Origin of the sequence: Simiduia aestuariiviva, from assembly GCF_014192475.1 — a bacterium.
Lineage (GTDB): Bacteria > Pseudomonadota > Gammaproteobacteria > Pseudomonadales > Cellvibrionaceae > Simiduia > Simiduia aestuariiviva.
The window spans coordinates 620,305-637,227 of the sequence record NZ_JACHXZ010000002.1 but is presented as its reverse complement, the minus strand read 5'-3'; the positions used below and the strand labels follow the sequence as shown (position 1 = coordinate 637,227).

The following is a 16,923-nucleotide window of genomic DNA, read 5'->3' as shown; positions in this document are numbered from 1 at the left end:
CCGTTCAGGCCTCAGGGTATAGGGGTTTTAGTGCTTCAGTTGCGTGGTGCTTGACGGTGCTACTGGTCATTTTAAATGCCTTCACCTTTGCTACCAGTGTATTTAGGTCGCCAGTGTATGCGCCATTTTTACCGTATACATAACTTTCCAGTGCGCACACCTCGCTCAATATATCCGACAAACCATGACGCTGTAGGCGCTCTGGCAAGGGCGCGTTACCTAGCGGTGCGCTCCACGAATCCAGCCAGCGCAGAATAGCAGCTGCCTGCGCGGGCGTCATGGGTTGTCGGCAGAGTTCGGCAAGTGCTTGCCAGCGGTTGTCACCTTCAGATTTTGGTGATCCCGTCGGTGTTGCCAGATCTGGGCGCGTGTTTGTGCGTTGTGCAAACAGCCAGGCCAGCGTTGCAATATTGGTAATGAGGAGTGCCATGGTGGCCCAAAACCACCAGTTAATAACGTCCTTCACATTGCTCTGTGTTGCCACCGGCGGGGGTATCACGGTTTCGTTATTCGGCGTTGATGTTGGTTGCGTGGCGTTGGGGTTGGCAATCACTTCAATCTTACGCGCAGGCAAAGTGGCAACCTCCTGCTGGTTAGTTGACACATTCCACCAGGCAAGTTCGACGGGTGGAAGTTCATAGGTGCCGGGTTGTGTGGGGACGATTGCCGTACTCTCGGCAATGGTTGTGGTAATCCCGTCAGTTTGAGCTTGGTCGTTGCGCTCCGGTGATTCACGATAATATTTTAAGCCGGTGGGCGCGTTTAAGGGCAGCGCTGGAATTTGGTTTTCCGTTAGCCCTTTTGCAGAGATGATAATACTCCGGGTGATAGGTTCACCTACCATCCATTGTGGTTGATCATCACTCCAGGATTCCGTCAATGTTAATTGCGTTGCCGGTAACCAACTCTTGCCGGTATAGGCGGGGTGTTGCGGTTTAACGGTTAGCGTCTGAGGTGTACTGCGTATGCGTTTAGTGGTGCCAGTATTGTATTGAAATGGGCTTCCCCAGTTCCGGTCGTTACCAACAACCACCGTCAATGTTTGCGAAGGAATTTCCAACGTGCCACTTTTTTGTGGAAAAAGTGCGTAGCGCCATTCTTTTATTGTGTAGATGCGATCATTTATGCGCTTTTGGTATTGCGTATCATTTAAGTCCACCAGCAAACCGTCAGTAACCTGTAATTGGGTTGCGTCTTGTATTCGCAATTCGGTCGCCGTGTGCAGCTTGACACTGATTATTACTTGTTGCTGCACGAAGGGGGCGCTATTGTCGACCGTAAGTTCCAAAAACACATCGGGCGTGATACCGGCAGCTTGCCGGGGTTCGTTAACCTCGAGCAAGATGGCATTGCTAAAGTTACCCTTGTATTCAAAGGATGGAATAATAAGTTTGCCTGTTGTTTTGGGGGCCAATGTTAACTGCCACTCGGTATAGGCTTCCACTTGGCCATTGATGTTTCTGTACTGACTACTTTGAGACTGCCCCAGAATTTCAAATTGTTGCTCTAGTTGACGTAGATCTGGGCTGTTATTGCTTTGCGGTGACACGCGCACGGTAAGTTGCAGCGTTTCATCAAGACTCAGTTGTGCGCGATCTACGCGCGCGCTGATCTCGGCAGCAATAGCCGCAGGCGCGCCAATCAATAGGCAAATTAAGGCCCAGATATAAATGAAGGCAGGTCGGCGACCCTGTGTGTGGCTACCAGCGTTCATGGGCATCGTTCTCCGGAGCTTGCCATTCTCCGCGCTTAATGGCCGCGCGGCGTTGTCGATATTGGTATTCAAATTTTCGTTTAAGTAACCCCGAGGGGTCATCTTCCACTTGACGCAGCCATTGCTCCATAGCTTGTCGCTCTTCGTCACTAAGGTGGTCTAGTGCGTCGGGTTTAGCGCTCGTTTGTGGTTGCGAGTTTTGAGGGTTTTCCGTTTGCTCTCTAGCCTCAGCGCTGCCGTCGTAGGGATTCTCCAAGTCGCGCTCAGCTTCAGAGTTGGCCGGCTCCTCGTCGGCTTCAGTGCCCGCAGAATTATCTGTAGCGTCGCTGCCGGTTGATGGATCGCTGGGGGTTGTGTTGTTTTTTTGTTGGTCCTGCGAATTGTTAGCTTGAGCATCCGGTTGCTGATTTGATGGGTTGCTGTCTGCATTCTCTTGGGATTGCTGGTCTTTTTCGTCGCTAGATTGTGGCGCGCTTTGCTGATCGGCCTGCGCTGAGGTTGAGCCATCCTCCGAGGTGTTGTTCTGCTTTTGGTTTTGTTCTTGATCCTGTTGCTGTTCCTGATTTTGTTGTTGGTCTTGTAACTGCTCGAGTAACGCCAAGTTATCTTTTGCATCCTGCATGTCGGGGGCCAGAGCCAGTGCCCTGCGATAACTTTCGATGGCCGCTTCTATTTGACCTGCGTTGGCTTGGGCATTACCTAGGTTGTAAAAATCATCTGCCGTGGCATCTTTGGATGAAGTGAGTGGCGCCAGCGCTTCAATGGCCTGTGTAAAATTATTTGCGCGGTAGTGTGCAGCCGCACGCCAGCGGGTATCAGCAAACTGCTCTGCCGCCACTTCGGGTTGTGAATGCGCTAAGGCTTTGCGACCTCGTTGATCAGCGTTAAGCCACAATTTATCCCATTGGCTAACGGCCGGTGACGGGCTGCTGTTTGCTGGCGCACTCTGACTATTATCGTCGGCGTACACCGGTTGAACGGGAAGCAATCCCGCGCTCAATAAGAGCAGGGGCAGTACCAGTATCAGATTTCGACGAAAACAATAGGCGACGACCGGCAGCAAGAGCCAAACCAACCAAATACCTTCATCGCGCCATGCGTCAAATTCCCGTTCTACTTGCCTGCCTGTAGGTGTTGCCGAAATAACCGGGTCTGCGAGGAAATTGATGTCGCTGTCGTCCAAGCTGATGTCAAAGTAATGGCCGCTCGTGGCTCGGGCAATGGCGCGCAGCCGTTGCCGTTCGTTTTTCACGATGACGATATTGCCGCTGCTGTCTTTTGCAAACCCACGGTTACCAAGTGGGATCGGTGCGCCTGACTCGTCGCCAATACCGATGATGTGTAGCGCGTAGGGCGATTCCGTTAAGGTGGAGATGAGGGTTTCTTGTGCAGCTTCGGCAATGCCATCCGTGAGAAGTACCAGTCGGCCTTGTTGAATACGGCTATCTTTCAATAGGTCTACCGCGAGCGCGACTGCCATTTCAATATTGCTGCCGGTGAGTGGCATCACATCGGGAGATAGCGCGGGCACGAGGTTTTTCAGCGTGCGGGCATCATCGGTGAGTGGTGCAACGAGGTGGGCATCACCGGCATAGGCGATGAGTGCTTGCAGACCGTCGGGTTGTTTATTAATGGCGTCAGTGAGTTTTTGTTGTGCGCGTTTAATGCGGCTGGGTTTCACATCTTCGGCGAGCATAGACGCGGATAAATCCAGTAGATACACAGTGGCTAAGTCGCTTTTGGTAACCGGTGTTGGCAGTTTTTGCCAGCTGGGTCCCGCCATCGCCAAAGTGGCAATGAGCCAGCAGCCCCCGATGATGGGCCACGTCAGGGTGTTTCGTTTAGCGGCCGGTGATTGCTGCAGTAAGGTCAGTAGTTCAGGGGCAATAAATCGCCGCCAATCTGTGGCATTTACGGCGCGCGTGTGAAGCCAATATACAAGTATTGGCAACACCAATAGCAGCGCGAGCCAGGCGGGCCGCAAAAAGTGAAAATCGGTCATTAGTGCGTGCCTCCCATGCTATCGAGCCCAAGGCTAGTGCGATGACGCAGCAACAACCCGGCTATGCTGCCGATTAACGCCAGTCCCAATGGCCAATGAAATAGGGATTTTTGCGGTCTAAACACCTCTGTTTCTTGGTCTGAGGGTTCGAGTTGATCGAGCAGCTGATAAATTTGCTGTAATTCTTGCGGGTTGCGCGCTCTGAAGTAACGGCCGTTAGTAAGCTCAGCAATGTGGGTGAGGGTGGCCTCGTCGAGGTCGATAGAGGGGTTTACGGTGCGCGCACCAAAATCTGTTCCGAGTAGGCCTGGGACGCGCAGCTGATCGGCACCTAAACCAATGGTATAAATTTTGACATTGGCGGCGGCGGCCACCTCAGCGGCTTGTCGTGGGCTAATGTTGCCCGCAGTGTTGGCGCCATCGGTCAGTAAAATCATGACCCGTGATGTCTCCGGTCGATTTCTTAGCCGTTTGACGGCCAAGCCAATGACATCCCCGATGGCGGTGTTTTCGCCAGCAAAGCCAAGCTGTGCCTCCTGCAAAAGGGTGCCAACAGTATCTCGGTCAAAGGTCAGTGGGGCTTGCAGATACGCTTGGCTGCCGAATAGCACTAGGCCTAGCCGGTCGCCCTTACGGCGCTCTACAAATTCATGGACAACCGCTTTCACGGCATGTAAGCGACTCACTGCTTGGTCGCCGAAAAACATATCGGGCGTTTTCATGGAGCCAGAAATGTCCACTGCAAGTAGAAGGTCGCGCCCAGTGTTCGGCAACTCAACCGGATCACCCTGCCAGCGAGGACCGGCGGCGGCAATAATGAGTGCGCCCCAAATGATATACATTAACAGCGTGCCGATTTTGCTGTCGTGTGCTGTTTTGCGTTCTGCCGCGGGGGCCTTTGCAGGGAACATGGTGGTCGGTGCGGCCAGCGCGGCGCGCTGGCTTTCGGCGGCAGGCAACATTCGGCGCACGAGCCATGGCAAGGGCAGCAGGAGTATCAACCACGGCCAATCAAGCGACAACACGGTGTGACTCCTTGATATAGTCATCCAGCCACTGTTTAAGATGCGCTAAACAGGCCACTAGATCTGAGTGGTTGAGTATCGGCTCGGGTGTATAGGGTTGCGTAACCAGCAGCGGGTCAATGCGTGGGGGGAAGGGGGCCGTGTTTTTCCAGTGCTTTTTAATAAATGAAACCCATTTATCATCGGTAAACCGTGCCGCCTGCAGGTGTCCCACACTCAGTACCACACGGCGTAGCAATGCATTGGTGTTCTGCGCTAGCTGTTGCGCGTTTCGATTGGATTCGTAGTCCTGTGCATACTGGGCTAACAATATTTGGGTTTGCCTGCGCAGATGAATTGACGCAGACATTTTTCGGTAGTGCCGACGTGCCCAGCGTGCCATCAGCACCACGAAAACTAATAGCAGCGCGATTAACATCCACCAGCCGGGCGCCAAGGGCCACAGACTGATGTCTGGGGGAAGGTGAATATCTTTTAAAGGCAGAGTTTGAGTCGTCATACTTTACCCTGTGTTGTTCGAGCGCCGTGTGCGGCCGAATTGCTGACGCAGCCACGGCGTCAACGGCGTGGCGGTATCGAGTTGGTGATAGCGGCAACCCAAACCACGCGCGCTATTCAATAATTGGGCACTGCGGTCGGCAAAACGTTGCGCAAGTTGCGCGGCGTATGCGTCATTGAGGGGGAGGGAGCTGGTGCCGTTGCTCAAGGCTAGCTTGTCGTTCACTGGCGGTTTTGCCTCCAGTGCATCGAAAACCTGTAGCAGCATGACATCGTTGTGTCGACACAGTAATGCCAACAAGCGCTCGCAGGCGGGCTCCCAATCTGAAAAATCGCTGATGATTACGAGAGTGCTGCCTGGCTTTAATGCCCGCCGGCACTGGCTCAGCAACTGCGTTAAACTGGCTTCGTCTGGTCCCTTAAACGGTTGGCGCAGTTGATTGTTGCAGGTATGTAATTGGTTGATAAAGCTGAGCATGGCATGTTGACGCCCTTTGGGTCGCAGGTCGGTCACGCCTGTTGTGTGGGCGAGCATGGCACCAATGCGATCACCTGCTAGGCTAGCGGCCCACCCAAGATGACAGGCTACATGGGCAGCGTATACGGATTTGAAGCATCGCTGACTGCCAAAAAACATGCTGGCGCGTTGGTCGACCAACAAAAACACTGGTTTTTCGCGTTCCTCGCTATATAGCTTGGTAAAGGGCTTTTGCGCGCGGGCCGTGACGCGCCAATCGATTGTTCGAACATCATCGCCAGCTTGATAGGGCCGAATTTCCGCAAACTCCATGCCTCGACCGCGAAAATGGGTGCGCCGAGCGCCATGCAATAGGCTCTGACTGCGCACTTTCGCAGGCATAGAGAGATCCGCTGCCGCTAAGCGAGTGCGCACCAAATCTGGCAGCGCAACGTAGGGCCCGGTCGGTTGCAGCACGCTGGTCATCAGTTCACAGGCACCACGTCGAGCAGCTTGTCGATGACTTGATTCACGGTGACGCCACTGGCTTCCGCTTCAAAGGTCAGAAGCAGGCGGTGGCGCAAAACGTCCGGAAGCAATGCCTGAACATCTGCCGGGGTGACGAAGTCTCGATTGTTGAGCCATGCGTGGGCTCTAGCGACGCGTTCCAGTGCTAAGGTGGCACGTGGACTTGCACCATATTCCAGCCATTGCGCGAGTTGCGCATCGTATTTTTCTGGGTGGCGGGTAGCGTCTATGAGGTGCACCAGATAATTTTCAACGGTGTCGGCGAGGTGCAAATTGAGTATTTCCATGCGTGCAGTTTGCAAATCAGCCTGACTTAGCGTGGCTGGTGGCTCCGCAACCGAGGCCATATTTTCTTCTCGCACCAGCTTAAGAATGGCTTTCTCTGCCTCTACAGATGGATAGCCGACATTTACGTGCAGTAAAAAACGGTCCAACTGGGCCTCGGGAAGTGGATAGGTCCCCTCTTGCTCGATAGGGTTTTGGGTGGCCATCACTAAAAATAAGTCGGGCAGCGGGTAGGTATTTTTACCCACTGTGATTTGCCGTTCAGCCATAGCTTCGAGTAACGCAGACTGCACTTTCGCAGGTGCTCGGTTAATTTCGTCGGCTAAAACCAGATTGTGGAAGACCGGCCCCGGTTGAAACTCGAAGGTTGCGGTTTCGGCGCGATAGATATCGGTACCGGTGACATCCGCAGGCAGCAGGTCGGGAGTGAACTGAACGCGATGAAAGCTGCCTTCGATACCTTTGGCCAATTGTTTGATGGCCTTGGTTTTTGCGAGGCCCGGCGCACCTTCAACCAACAGGTGACCGTCGGCGAGTAGGGCAATCAATAGCCGTTCAATCAGGTCGTTTTGGCCAACAATTTGGTCATTCAACCAGTCTTTCAAAAGTGTGACTTGTGCTTGTGTGGTCATAGGATTGTTGTTCGTTATACCAGTCAAAATGAAGGTTTGCGGTCTGTAGACTTTGCCATAGACAGCTAAATGACGCTTTGGTTCTTTTATGTGGGGGCTGAATGAGTTGATACAAGGGCTATTTTTGGCGCGATTGGTCTATGCTTTGTACAGTTCGGCGAAATTGGCCACCTTTTGTCCAAAGTTTGCGGTAGGTGGAAGGGTCGCTATGGCTGGTGTGAGGCAGATTGCCTGATTGGAAAACAAAAGGAAGGCAAGCATCGCTTGCCACTATCGGTGCACAACGGAACGCGAGGCGTTCTTCGGAGATAACACGTGGATACAAGTTTGGTTGCGGCTGACAATAAAGAGGCGTTTCTAGACCAGCTAACAGCGCTCATAGATGAACGATTGAGTGGCAAGAAGGCCGAGCAGGTTAAAGCCTTCGCGCTCGAATACTACGATCAGTTCCCCATCGAAGAACTGGAGGGACGCAAGGTCTCGGATATATACGGTTCTGTGTATGGCTGGTGGAACATGATTGCCAGTCGGCCGGCCGCCCCTGAGCCAAAGGTTCGGATGTATAACCCAAGCCTCGATGAAGATCATTGGTTGTGTCCACACACCGTGGTGGCGGTGCTGCAGCGCGATATGCCGTTTTTGGTAGATTCCATTCGCATGGAGCTGAATCGGCGTGGCATTGCGGTACACGCCGTGTATTCCAGCATCCACACCGTAGGGCGCGATGAATCTCTGAAGTTAACGGAAGTGGTACAGCGCCACAAACCACACCCCAAAAAGAAAGGTGTAACCTTCGGCAAGGAAGCGCTGATTTACTTCGAAGTAAATCTGCACACTGATGCCGACGAGATGGCCGACATTGTCGCCAGCCTAAAGGATGTTTTGCTGGATGTAGATGTCGTTGTAAATGATTACAAGCCCATGTTGGCCGCGGTATCAAAGGTGGGTGAATCCCTCGCTAAGGTGCCCGATAGTGAGCATGTGGTAGACTTGGGTGAAAGTTGCGAGTTTGTCCGCTGGCTAGCAGATGGCCACTTTACGTTCATGGCCTATTCCGAATATGAGTTTATCGACAAAGATGGCACGCGTGCGCTGCAGGAAGTTATCGATAAGCGACTGGGCCTATTTCGTCGACATTCGACAGATGCCGGTGCTGTTGTCATCGACGATTTTAACCCTGGCATGGCGCGCTTCCACTTAACGCCCAAAGTGTTGGCATTTTCAAAGTCGTCAGTGCGATCGCGGGTGCACCGCCACGCGTACTCGGACTATGTGGTAGTTAAACGCTACGACAAATCCGGTAAGGTGGATGGCGAATGCCGATTCATGGGTTTATATACCTCACCGGTTTACACTCTCAGTCCCACAAAAATTCCACTCATTCGCCGTAAGATTGAACAGGTGGTGGCCAGAGCAGATCTGGATCCGCAAAGTCATGATTGCAAGTCCTTGAAGCAGACCCTGGAAACCTTTCCTCGTGATGAATTGTTTCAAAGTAGTGGCTCTGAATTGTATGAGACTACCGTTGGCGTCATGCGAATTAACGAACGCTACCGTGTAAGACTGTTTATGCGTCGCGATCCCTATGGGAAATTTGTCAACGCACTGGTCTATATTCCTAGGGATATTTTCAGTACTGCCATTCGGGTAAAGATTCAGGCATTGATCAGCAAGGCGATCAACGCCAAGGAGTGTGAGTTCACCACATACTTCTCCGAGTCAATCTTGGCGCGTGCGCATCTAGTGTTTCGGGTTGATCCCAATAAGCCCATCGAATATGACGTGCGCAAGCTGCAGGAAAAAATCGTTGATATCACTCGCACTTGGGAGGATCACCTGCACTCGGCGCTGGTTGAAAATCACGGCGAGGAAAAGGGTGCGCGACTATATAAAGATTACCAGCACGCGTTTAGCAGTGCATATCGCGAACATTTTGATGCGCGCGCTGCGGTATTTGATATTGAAACGATGGGTGCTATCACCGGCCCCGAGGCCTTGGGGATGAGTTTTTATCAACCCGTGGGTGTCGATAAAAACTCGTTCCGATTTAAAGTGTTTCAGCGCAATCAAACCCTCGAACTTTCCGATGGTATTCCGGTATTGGAGCGTATGGGAATGCGCGTGATTGGCGAACACCCTTACCGCATTGATGTGGGGGATGATCGCTACTGGATGCATGATTTTGAATTGGTCTACGATTTGCCTGCAGATATTGATGTGCAGTCAGCGCGACACCTGTTTCAGGAAGCATTTGCCGCTGTATGGGGCGGCCATACGGAAAACGACAGCTTTAATCAGCTTGTGTTGGGTGCTTCATTAGAGTGGCGTGAAGTTTCGATTTTGCGCATCTATGCGCGCTATATGAAGCAGACGACATTCAACTTCAGTCAGACCTATATCGCCAATACGCTGGCCAATCATATGGCCATTACCCGCAATTTAGTGGCGATGTTTAAGGCTAAATTCCATCCGGATGAAAATGACGGATCAGACGCCGCCAAGGCGCGAATTAAGGCCATCGAAGCGGATATCTTGGCCAGTTTAGACCGCGTTGATAATTTAAACGAAGATCGCATTATTCGACGCTATCTGGATATGCTCAATGGCAGCCTGCGCACGAATTTCTATCAGGCGACGAGTGAAGGGCAGCATAAAGATTATATTTCCATTAAGTTTAGCCCGCGCTCAATTCCTGAGATTCCTGAGCCGCGGCCGTTGTATGAAATATTCGTTTATTCACCGCGTATCGAGGGTGTCCACTTGAGAGGTGGCGCAGTGGCTCGGGGCGGCTTGCGTTGGTCCGACCGGCTACAGGATTACCGCACGGAAGTGTTGGGCTTGGTCAAAGCTCAGCAGGTCAAGAACGCTGTGATCGTTCCCAATGGTGCTAAAGGTGGCTTCGTATCCAAGCAGCGTCCAAAGGGCGGTGATCGCGAAGCGGTACTGAAAGAAGGCATTGAATGTTACAAAATCTTTATTCGCGGTTTGCTCGATGTCACCGACAACTTGGTTGAAGGGCAGGTGGTGCCACCAAAATCCGTGGTGCGTCACGATGGCGATGATCCATATTTAGTCGTTGCGGCCGATAAAGGGACGGCGACATTCTCAGATATTGCCAACGGTATTTCGCTGGAATACAACCATTGGTTGGGTGACGCCTTTGCCTCTGGGGGTAGCCAAGGTTACGACCACAAAGGCATGGGTATTACTGCGCGAGGCGCCTGGGTGGGTGTCAAACGCCACTTTATGGAGAAGGGGCTAAATACCCAAACAACCGATTTCACTGTCATCGGCATCGGCGATATGGCGGGCGATGTGTTTGGCAATGGCATGTTGATGTCTGAACATATTTGTTTGGTGGCCGGCTTTAACCATCTGCATATTTTCATCGACCCAACCCCAGATTCTGCTAAATCGTTTAAGGAACGCAAGCGTCTGTTTGAGCTGCCGCGCAGCAGCTGGACAGATTACAATCAAAAATTAATATCGAAGGGCGGGGGTATTTTCGAGCGTTCAGCGAAGTCTATTCCGATTAGCCCAGAGATGAAAAAAATCTTTTCCATTAAGGAAGACAAGCTCACGCCAACCGATTTGATTTCTGCGTTAATGAAGGCGCCTGTGGATTTGATTTGGAACGGCGGCATCGGAACTTACGTAAAATCTACGCAAGAAACCCATGCGCAGGTTGGTGATAAAGCCAACGATGTACTGCGGGTTAACGGCAATGAGTTGCGCTGCAAGGTGTTTGGCGAGGGCGGTAATCTAGGGATGACCCAGTTGGGCCGCATCGAGTTTTGTTTGGCCGGTGGTGCTTGTAATACCGACTTTATTGATAATGCGGCCGGTGTTGACTGCTCGGACCATGAGGTCAACGTTAAGATTCTGCTCAATGAAGTGGTATCGAGCGGCAACCTCACCGAAAAACAACGCAATGCGTTGCTTGGCCAGATGACTGATAACGTCGCCGAGTTGGTGCTACACAATAACTATCGCCAAACGCAGGCAATCAGCATTGCGCAATATCAATCGCGCCAGCGGGTTGGTGAATACCGTCGATTTATCAATGCCTTAGAGGCTAGTGGCCGACTCAATAGAGCGCTCGAGTTCTTGCCACCGGATGATGTGCTGGTGGAGCGTCAGTCACAAGGAAAGTCCTTGACCCGGCCTGAATTGTCGGTGCTGGTGTCCTATGCCAAGGTTCAGCTAAAAGAAGAGTTAGATGTTCCTGCAATTACCGATGATGCCTACATTGCATCAGTCGTTGAAACGGCCTTTCCTGATGAAGTGCGCAAACGGTACAAAGAACAGGTCTACAACCACCGGTTGCGTCGAGAAATTATTGCCACACAATTAGCCAATGACATGGTTAATATTATGGGGATTAATTTCTGTCAGCGCCAAATGGAGTCTACGGGCAGCAATCCGGCGGAAGTGGCAAAGGCCTATGTGGCGGCGCGCGATATCTATGAATTGGATAGTTTTTGGCGTGACATAGAGGCGCTCGACTACCAGGTGGATGCGCAGCTACAGCTCGATATTATGAGCAGAATGATGCGCCGTATTCGACGTGCGACGCGTTGGTTCTTGCGCAATCGTCGTACCAATTTAGACGTGGCGACCGAGGTCAAAGCTTTCCGTGATCCGTTGACAAAGTTGCGATTGGCGCTGCCCGATATGATTCGTGGTGAGCCTAAAAAGCAGTGGGCGGCGGAGTGTAAGCGATTGATCGCGGCAGGGGTGCCCGAGGATGTGGCATCGCGTGCAGCCATCCCCATTAACGTTGCGCCGGGATTGAGTATGGTCGAGGCCGCTGTTCAGTCTGAGACCGACATACTCAAGGTGGCAGAAGTGCAAATGTCTGCTGCTGACTTTTTGGGTTTGGATTGGTTTGCCGATGAAATTTCCAACGTCAAAGTGGAAAACTACTGGCAATCCATGGCGAGAGAAGCGTTCTTGGATGATCTCGATTCGCAGTTGAGATGCATCACGGTAGCGTTGATCCGATCGTTGGAGCCCAAACAGTCGCACGAGGAGGCATTGGTGGTATGGGCCAAACGCCACAAAGTGTTGGTCGATCGCTGGCGAGGCATGATTGCTGATTTACGCGGTGCGACGGGCACTGACTACGCCATATTCTCAGTGGCACTGCGTGAATTGTTGGACTTGGCTCAAGCCAGCCAATATAGCCAACCGTAGGTTACCTTGGGCAAGGTGTTCGTTCGGCTAGCCATTAGCCAAGAAGAGCTGCTGCGGCTGTATCGTGGCAGCGCGCGAACCGTGTCTGCGCTGGCCGAAGATGGTCGGCGCATTCGGTTTCCGGCTGATGCCTTGCGCAGGCTTGTTACCGATAAAGGGGTGTACGGCCAGTTCGTCATCGAGTTTGATGATCAACACAAGCTCGTCTCAATTCAACCTTCGAGTAAAGGCTAGCGGGTGCATACCCGCTAGCTTTGCAGTATCCTTGCCGGCCTGATTCGACCTGTTGGGACGCCGAACATGTATACCATCGCTAAGCCACTGCTATTCGCCTTAAATCCAGAAACTGCACACCATTTGTCACTCGATTTATTGGGCGCGTGTGAGCGACTGAAATTATTGAGTTGGATGGTGCCTGAAGTACACGGCAAGCCTGTTGAGGTGATGGGGCTGACGTTCCCCAACGCCGTAGGCCTCGCCGCAGGGCTCGACAAGAATGGGGATTATTTCAATGCACTTGGCCAGCTAGGGTTTGGTCACGTCGAAATTGGTACCATTACGCCCCGGCCGCAGGCGGGCAACCCCAAGCCGCGATTATTTCGGTTGGTGGAGCAGCAGGCGATCATTAATAGGATGGGGTTCAATAACAAAGGCGTCGATCATCTTGTCGAACAAGTAAAACGGCGTCGATTTGATGGTGTGCTCGGTATTAATGTCGGCAAAAATTTCGATACCCCGGTAGAAAGTGCCGCAGAGGATTATCGAATTTGTATGGCCAAAGTTTACCCCTATGCAGATTACATTACCGTTAATGTGTCTTCGCCAAATACGCCAGGGTTGCGATCACTACAATACGGCGAAAGCTTAAAGCAATTGTTGGATGTGGTTAAAGAAGAGCAGGCGACTCAGGCACAGCTTGTGGGCAAATATGTTCCTGTTGCTATTAAAATCGCACCCGATTTAACCGTAGACGAAATTGAACAGGTTGCTGAAGCCGTTAAGGCGGCGGATATGGATGCCATCATCGCCACCAATACCACCTTGTCCCGTGAATTGGTGCAAGGATGTGAGCACGGAGATGAGGCGGGTGGGCTCAGTGGCAGCCCAGTGCGCGATAAATCCACCGAAGTTATTCGTTTGCTTAAAGCGTCATTAAAAGGCGATGTGCCAATTATTGGGGTGGGTGGTATTTGTAGTGGCGAAGATGCTGCCGAAAAGATTCACGCGGGTGCGCAGTTGGTGCAAATATACAGTGGCTTTATCTACCGTGGGCCGGAGCTGATTGGCGAGTCGGTGGATGCTATCGACTCCATTGCCCCATAAAAAAATGCAGCGCTAAGCGCTGCATTTTTTTGAGAAATGTAAACGATGTCAGGCGAGATTGCTTAGCTTCTGCGCGCAAGCCGCCATGTTGTAACCATTCCAGTGATCTTCGCGTGCTTCGCGCCATCCACTCAACCACTCCTGCCGGGCAGCACCTTGTTGGTGGGGGCAGAGATCGCGTGAGCGCCCTTTAATGGCGGCCATATAACCTTTATTAAATGCCAATTCGATCTGGTTACGTTTTTGTCTTTTCATAAATAAAGCACCTTGGCTGTTTTATTAATTCAAATTCGTTACAGAGCATTGATTGCAGCCACAGTGTGGCGGCGTTAGAGGCCTCTTAGTTGGTGGGTTGATTCAAGTGGTTAATCGCTGGGTTAAGAACAGCATAGTACGAATCGTGGACTGGGAGGTTGCTTTGCGGTTGTTGATATACAAGGTTGTGTCCTTTTACGTACGTCGTCATTCGTTTAGGGCGTGCATGCCACTTGCTGGATGCATTTGTCGTGCTATATATCGCGCCTTGGGCGACGATTGCCGGCGGGGTAAAGCCCGCCGGCAGTGGGTGCTAAGCTAGAGATCACTGGCTGGATTAGCCTTGAACCGGCGCGTCCACGCTAGTTGCCAGTGGAAATTTGCGACCAGCGCTGAAGTATCAGCCCTGATTCACCCAAGCCCCACACAAAGTCTGCGTCCCTGCAGTTATGTTGGGGTGACTATTTTTGACCAATTATCAGATATTGGCCCATCCTTAACGCGCAATGGGGCTGGTCCAGCGGTACGGGTGGAAACCTTTAGTGCCCCAAGTTTTATTCCTGCTCGACGCAGGCGAAGCGGGATTGAACCCGTTACAATAGCGCCCTTTCTCGGGCGGACAGTCAGTACACCAAAAAGGATTCTTCTTGTGAATGAATAAAATCTTCTATGCTTTGAGCCTATTATGGTCCGTGGCTATATTGTGAAGATAGTATGATAGACGCACTAAATTTCCGCCCTAAACACCAGAATTTATGCCCAAATTGCTAATATTTCGCACAATTTGAGGTTGGAACACGTGATATGACCCAGTTCGATTTTTTTGCTACCTGCCCTAAAGGGCTAGAAAACCTTCTCTATCAGGAACTTCAGGGCCTTGGTGCCGAGTCAGTTCGGGAGACCGTCGCGGGTGTGCACTTTACTGGGGAGTTGAGCCTTGGCTACCGGGCCTGCTTGTGGAGCCGCTTGGCCAATAAGATTTTATTGCCTCTCAATCAATTTTCTGTCTCCAACGATCAGGAGCTCTACGATGGAGTAGCGGCTGTGCAATGGGAGGAGCACCTGAGCCCATCGTCTACGTTTCTAGTGGATTTTTCGGGTACTAGCTTTGCCATTCGCAACAGTCAATTCGGTGCACTGAAGACGAAAGATGCGATTGTTGATCGGCTTCGCACTGCCACTGGAGAGCGGCCATCGGTGGCTAAACAGAATCCCGATATTCGCATTAATGTGCGATTGTCACGGGGGCGGGCGGTGGTGAGTTTAGATCTATCGGGGGAGAGCTTGCATCGCCGTGGCTACCGGCTGAAGCAGGGTGCGGCCCCACTCAAAGAAAACCTTGCTGCTGCCGTATTGATTCGGGCAGGTTGGCCAGACATTGCGGCGTCAGGTGGCGCTTTGATTGATCCAATGTGCGGTTCAGGTACGTTATTGATAGAGGCCGCACTGATCGCTGCTGATATTGCACCGGGCCTGCTGCGACCGCGGTTTGGGTTCGAGCGATGGTTGCAGCACCAAAATGATTTGTGGTTGTCGCTGCGCGAAGATGCCCGAGAGCGCAAACGCATAGGGCTTGCCCGTGAACTCCCTGAAATTCGTGGCTACGATGCGGATATTCATGTGATTCGGGCGGCGGAATCCAATGTGTTGACCGCCAAGCTGGATCACTGGGTGCGGTTGAGTCGCAAAGAGTTGAAAGATTTTACGCAACCCACACACAAGGTGTTGGCACCTGGTGTCGTCGTGACCAATCCACCTTATGGCGAGCGATTAGGTGATGCCGATGCCTTGGCGTATCTCTACCGCTATCTCGGTGACCGGATGCGTGAGTCTTTCGGGGGGTGGCAGCTGGCCGTGTTTACGGGCAATCCCACGTTGTGTCACGAACTCGGTATGAAAGCGCATAAAAAATACAAGCTGTTCAATGGCACCCTAGAAAGTGAGTTGTTGTTATTTAGTGTGCATGCGCGAACGGAAAAGCCCGCCAACTCGGAGGGCTCGCAGCGTGAACCAGAACGGCGCAAGCACGTACCTGCGCCAGTAACACTCAGCGCTGGTGCGGAAATGTTCGCCAATCGCCTGAAAAAAAATCACAAGCAGTTAGCAAAGTGGCTTAAAAAAGAGTCGATTCAGTGTTATCGATTGTACGACGCTGATATGCCAGAGTACTCGGTGGCTGTGGATGTTTACGGCGAAGCAGTGCACGTGCAGGAATACGCGGCCCCAAGCAGTGTCGATGAGCGCGATGCGCGGCGCAGATTTGAGGATATAAAAGCGGCTATTCCAGTAGCCTTAGGTGTAGATCCTGCTGATGTCAGCTATAAGCAGCGACGTCGAAATGCCGGCACTAGTCAGTATGAAAAGCTTAAGGTTCGGGAAAAACGCGCCCCAATAAGCGTGCGAGAAGGGCAGGCCAGTTTTTTGGTTGATCTGTGGCAATACCTCGATTGTGGTCTTTTTCTCGATCATCGACCACTGCGATTGAGAATTGCTCAAGAGGCTCGCAATAAACGCTTTTTAAATTTGTTTTGTTATACCGCCTCGGCCAGTGTTCACGCCGCATTGGGTGGTGCGCGCTATACAATGAGCGTGGACATGTCTCGAACCTACCTAGATTGGGCGCGCAAGAACTTCGCGGAAAATGGCCTAGGCGAACAAAAGAATAGAACAGAGCAGGCAGACTGCATGCAGTGGCTTGCCTCTGCAGAGGGTGAGTACGACTTGATTATGTTGGATCCGCCGAGCTTTTCAAATTCCAAGCGTATGGATGGCGTGTTAGACGTACAGCGTGATCACGTGCAATTAGTGGACGACGCTATGCGTCTATTGGCACAAGAGGGCACACTGTACTTTTCCAATAATTTACGAACCTTCGTACTCGATGAAAATCTTGAGGCGCGCTATAACGTCGAAAATATTACGGCGGCGACGTTGGACAAAGATTTTCAACGCAATGCGAAAATTCATCAGTGCTGGAAGATTAGCCACCTATCCCGCCGCAATTAATC

Annotated in this window: 11 protein-coding genes; 4 read left to right on the top strand and 7 right to left on the bottom strand. The window is 51.9% G+C overall.

Annotation, left to right across the window (positions count from 1 at the left end):
• Positions 1 to 4: 4 nt before the first annotated feature.
• Genes FHS30_RS08510 through FHS30_RS08485 form a run of 6 tightly spaced genes read right to left on the bottom strand, consistent with a single transcriptional unit; the run spans position 5 to position 7,141 of the window.
• A complete protein-coding gene (locus FHS30_RS08510) occupies positions 5 to 1,714 on the bottom strand; it encodes a BatD family protein (RefSeq protein ID WP_183910022.1) in 1,710 nt (569 codons plus the stop codon).
• Positions 1,701 to 3,716, bottom strand: coding sequence for a VWA domain-containing protein (locus FHS30_RS08505; protein WP_183910021.1), 2,016 nt, complete (start codon positions 3,714 to 3,716; stop codon positions 1,701 to 1,703). Before FHS30_RS08505 ends, FHS30_RS08510 begins: the two co-directional genes overlap by 14 nt.
• Complete coding sequence (locus FHS30_RS08500; protein ID WP_343048970.1) at positions 3,716 to 4,741, bottom strand: VWA domain-containing protein; 1,026 nt, start codon at positions 4,739 to 4,741, stop codon at positions 3,716 to 3,718. The genes FHS30_RS08505 and FHS30_RS08500 overlap by 1 nt, the downstream gene beginning before the upstream one ends.
• On the bottom strand, positions 4,728 to 5,240 hold the full coding sequence (locus FHS30_RS08495; protein WP_183910019.1) for a DUF4381 domain-containing protein: 513 nt from the start codon (positions 5,238 to 5,240) through the stop codon (positions 4,728 to 4,730). The genes FHS30_RS08500 and FHS30_RS08495 overlap by 14 nt, the downstream gene beginning before the upstream one ends.
• Before the next feature lie 3 nt (positions 5,241 to 5,243).
• Positions 5,244 to 6,182 carry a DUF58 domain-containing protein gene (locus tag FHS30_RS08490; protein WP_183910018.1) on the bottom strand — a complete coding sequence of 313 codons (939 nt, stop codon included), beginning with the start codon at positions 6,180 to 6,182 and terminating at the stop codon, positions 5,244 to 5,246.
• A complete protein-coding gene (locus FHS30_RS08485) occupies positions 6,182 to 7,141 on the bottom strand; it encodes an AAA family ATPase (RefSeq protein WP_183910017.1) in 960 nt (319 codons plus the stop codon). Before FHS30_RS08485 ends, FHS30_RS08490 begins: the two co-directional genes overlap by 1 nt.
• Before the next feature lie 315 nt (positions 7,142 to 7,456).
• On the opposite strand from FHS30_RS08485, the gene FHS30_RS08480 reads away from it, so the two are divergent.
• The 3 genes from FHS30_RS08480 (at position 7,457) to FHS30_RS08470 (ending at position 13,660) form a co-directional block, all read left to right on the top strand.
• Complete coding sequence (locus tag FHS30_RS08480; protein ID WP_183910016.1) at positions 7,457 to 12,337, top strand: NAD-glutamate dehydrogenase domain-containing protein; 4,881 nt, start codon at positions 7,457 to 7,459, stop codon at positions 12,335 to 12,337.
• Positions 12,338 to 12,352: 15 nt separating this feature from the next.
• The gene (locus FHS30_RS08475) at positions 12,353 to 12,571 is read left to right on the top strand and encodes a DUF2835 domain-containing protein (protein WP_343048969.1); all 219 of its coding nucleotides are present in this window, start codon (positions 12,353 to 12,355) and stop codon (positions 12,569 to 12,571) included.
• 66 nt (positions 12,572 to 12,637) lie between these two features.
• Positions 12,638 to 13,660, top strand: a complete 1,023-nt coding sequence (locus FHS30_RS08470; RefSeq protein ID WP_183910014.1) for a quinone-dependent dihydroorotate dehydrogenase — start codon at positions 12,638 to 12,640, stop codon at positions 13,658 to 13,660.
• 48 nt (positions 13,661 to 13,708) lie between these two features.
• On the opposite strand, the gene rmf is transcribed toward FHS30_RS08470, so the two are convergent.
• Positions 13,709 to 13,915, bottom strand: a complete 207-nt coding sequence (gene rmf / locus FHS30_RS08465; RefSeq protein ID WP_183910013.1) for a ribosome modulation factor — start codon at positions 13,913 to 13,915, stop codon at positions 13,709 to 13,711.
• Between the two features lie 804 nt (positions 13,916 to 14,719).
• Between rmf and rlmKL the strand changes: the two genes are divergently transcribed.
• On the top strand, positions 14,720 to 16,921 hold the full coding sequence (rlmKL, locus tag FHS30_RS08460; RefSeq protein ID WP_183910012.1) for a bifunctional 23S rRNA (guanine(2069)-N(7))-methyltransferase RlmK/23S rRNA (guanine(2445)-N(2))-methyltransferase RlmL: 2,202 nt from the start codon (positions 14,720 to 14,722) through the stop codon (positions 16,919 to 16,921).
• The last annotated feature ends 2 nt before the right edge of the window (positions 16,922 to 16,923 follow it).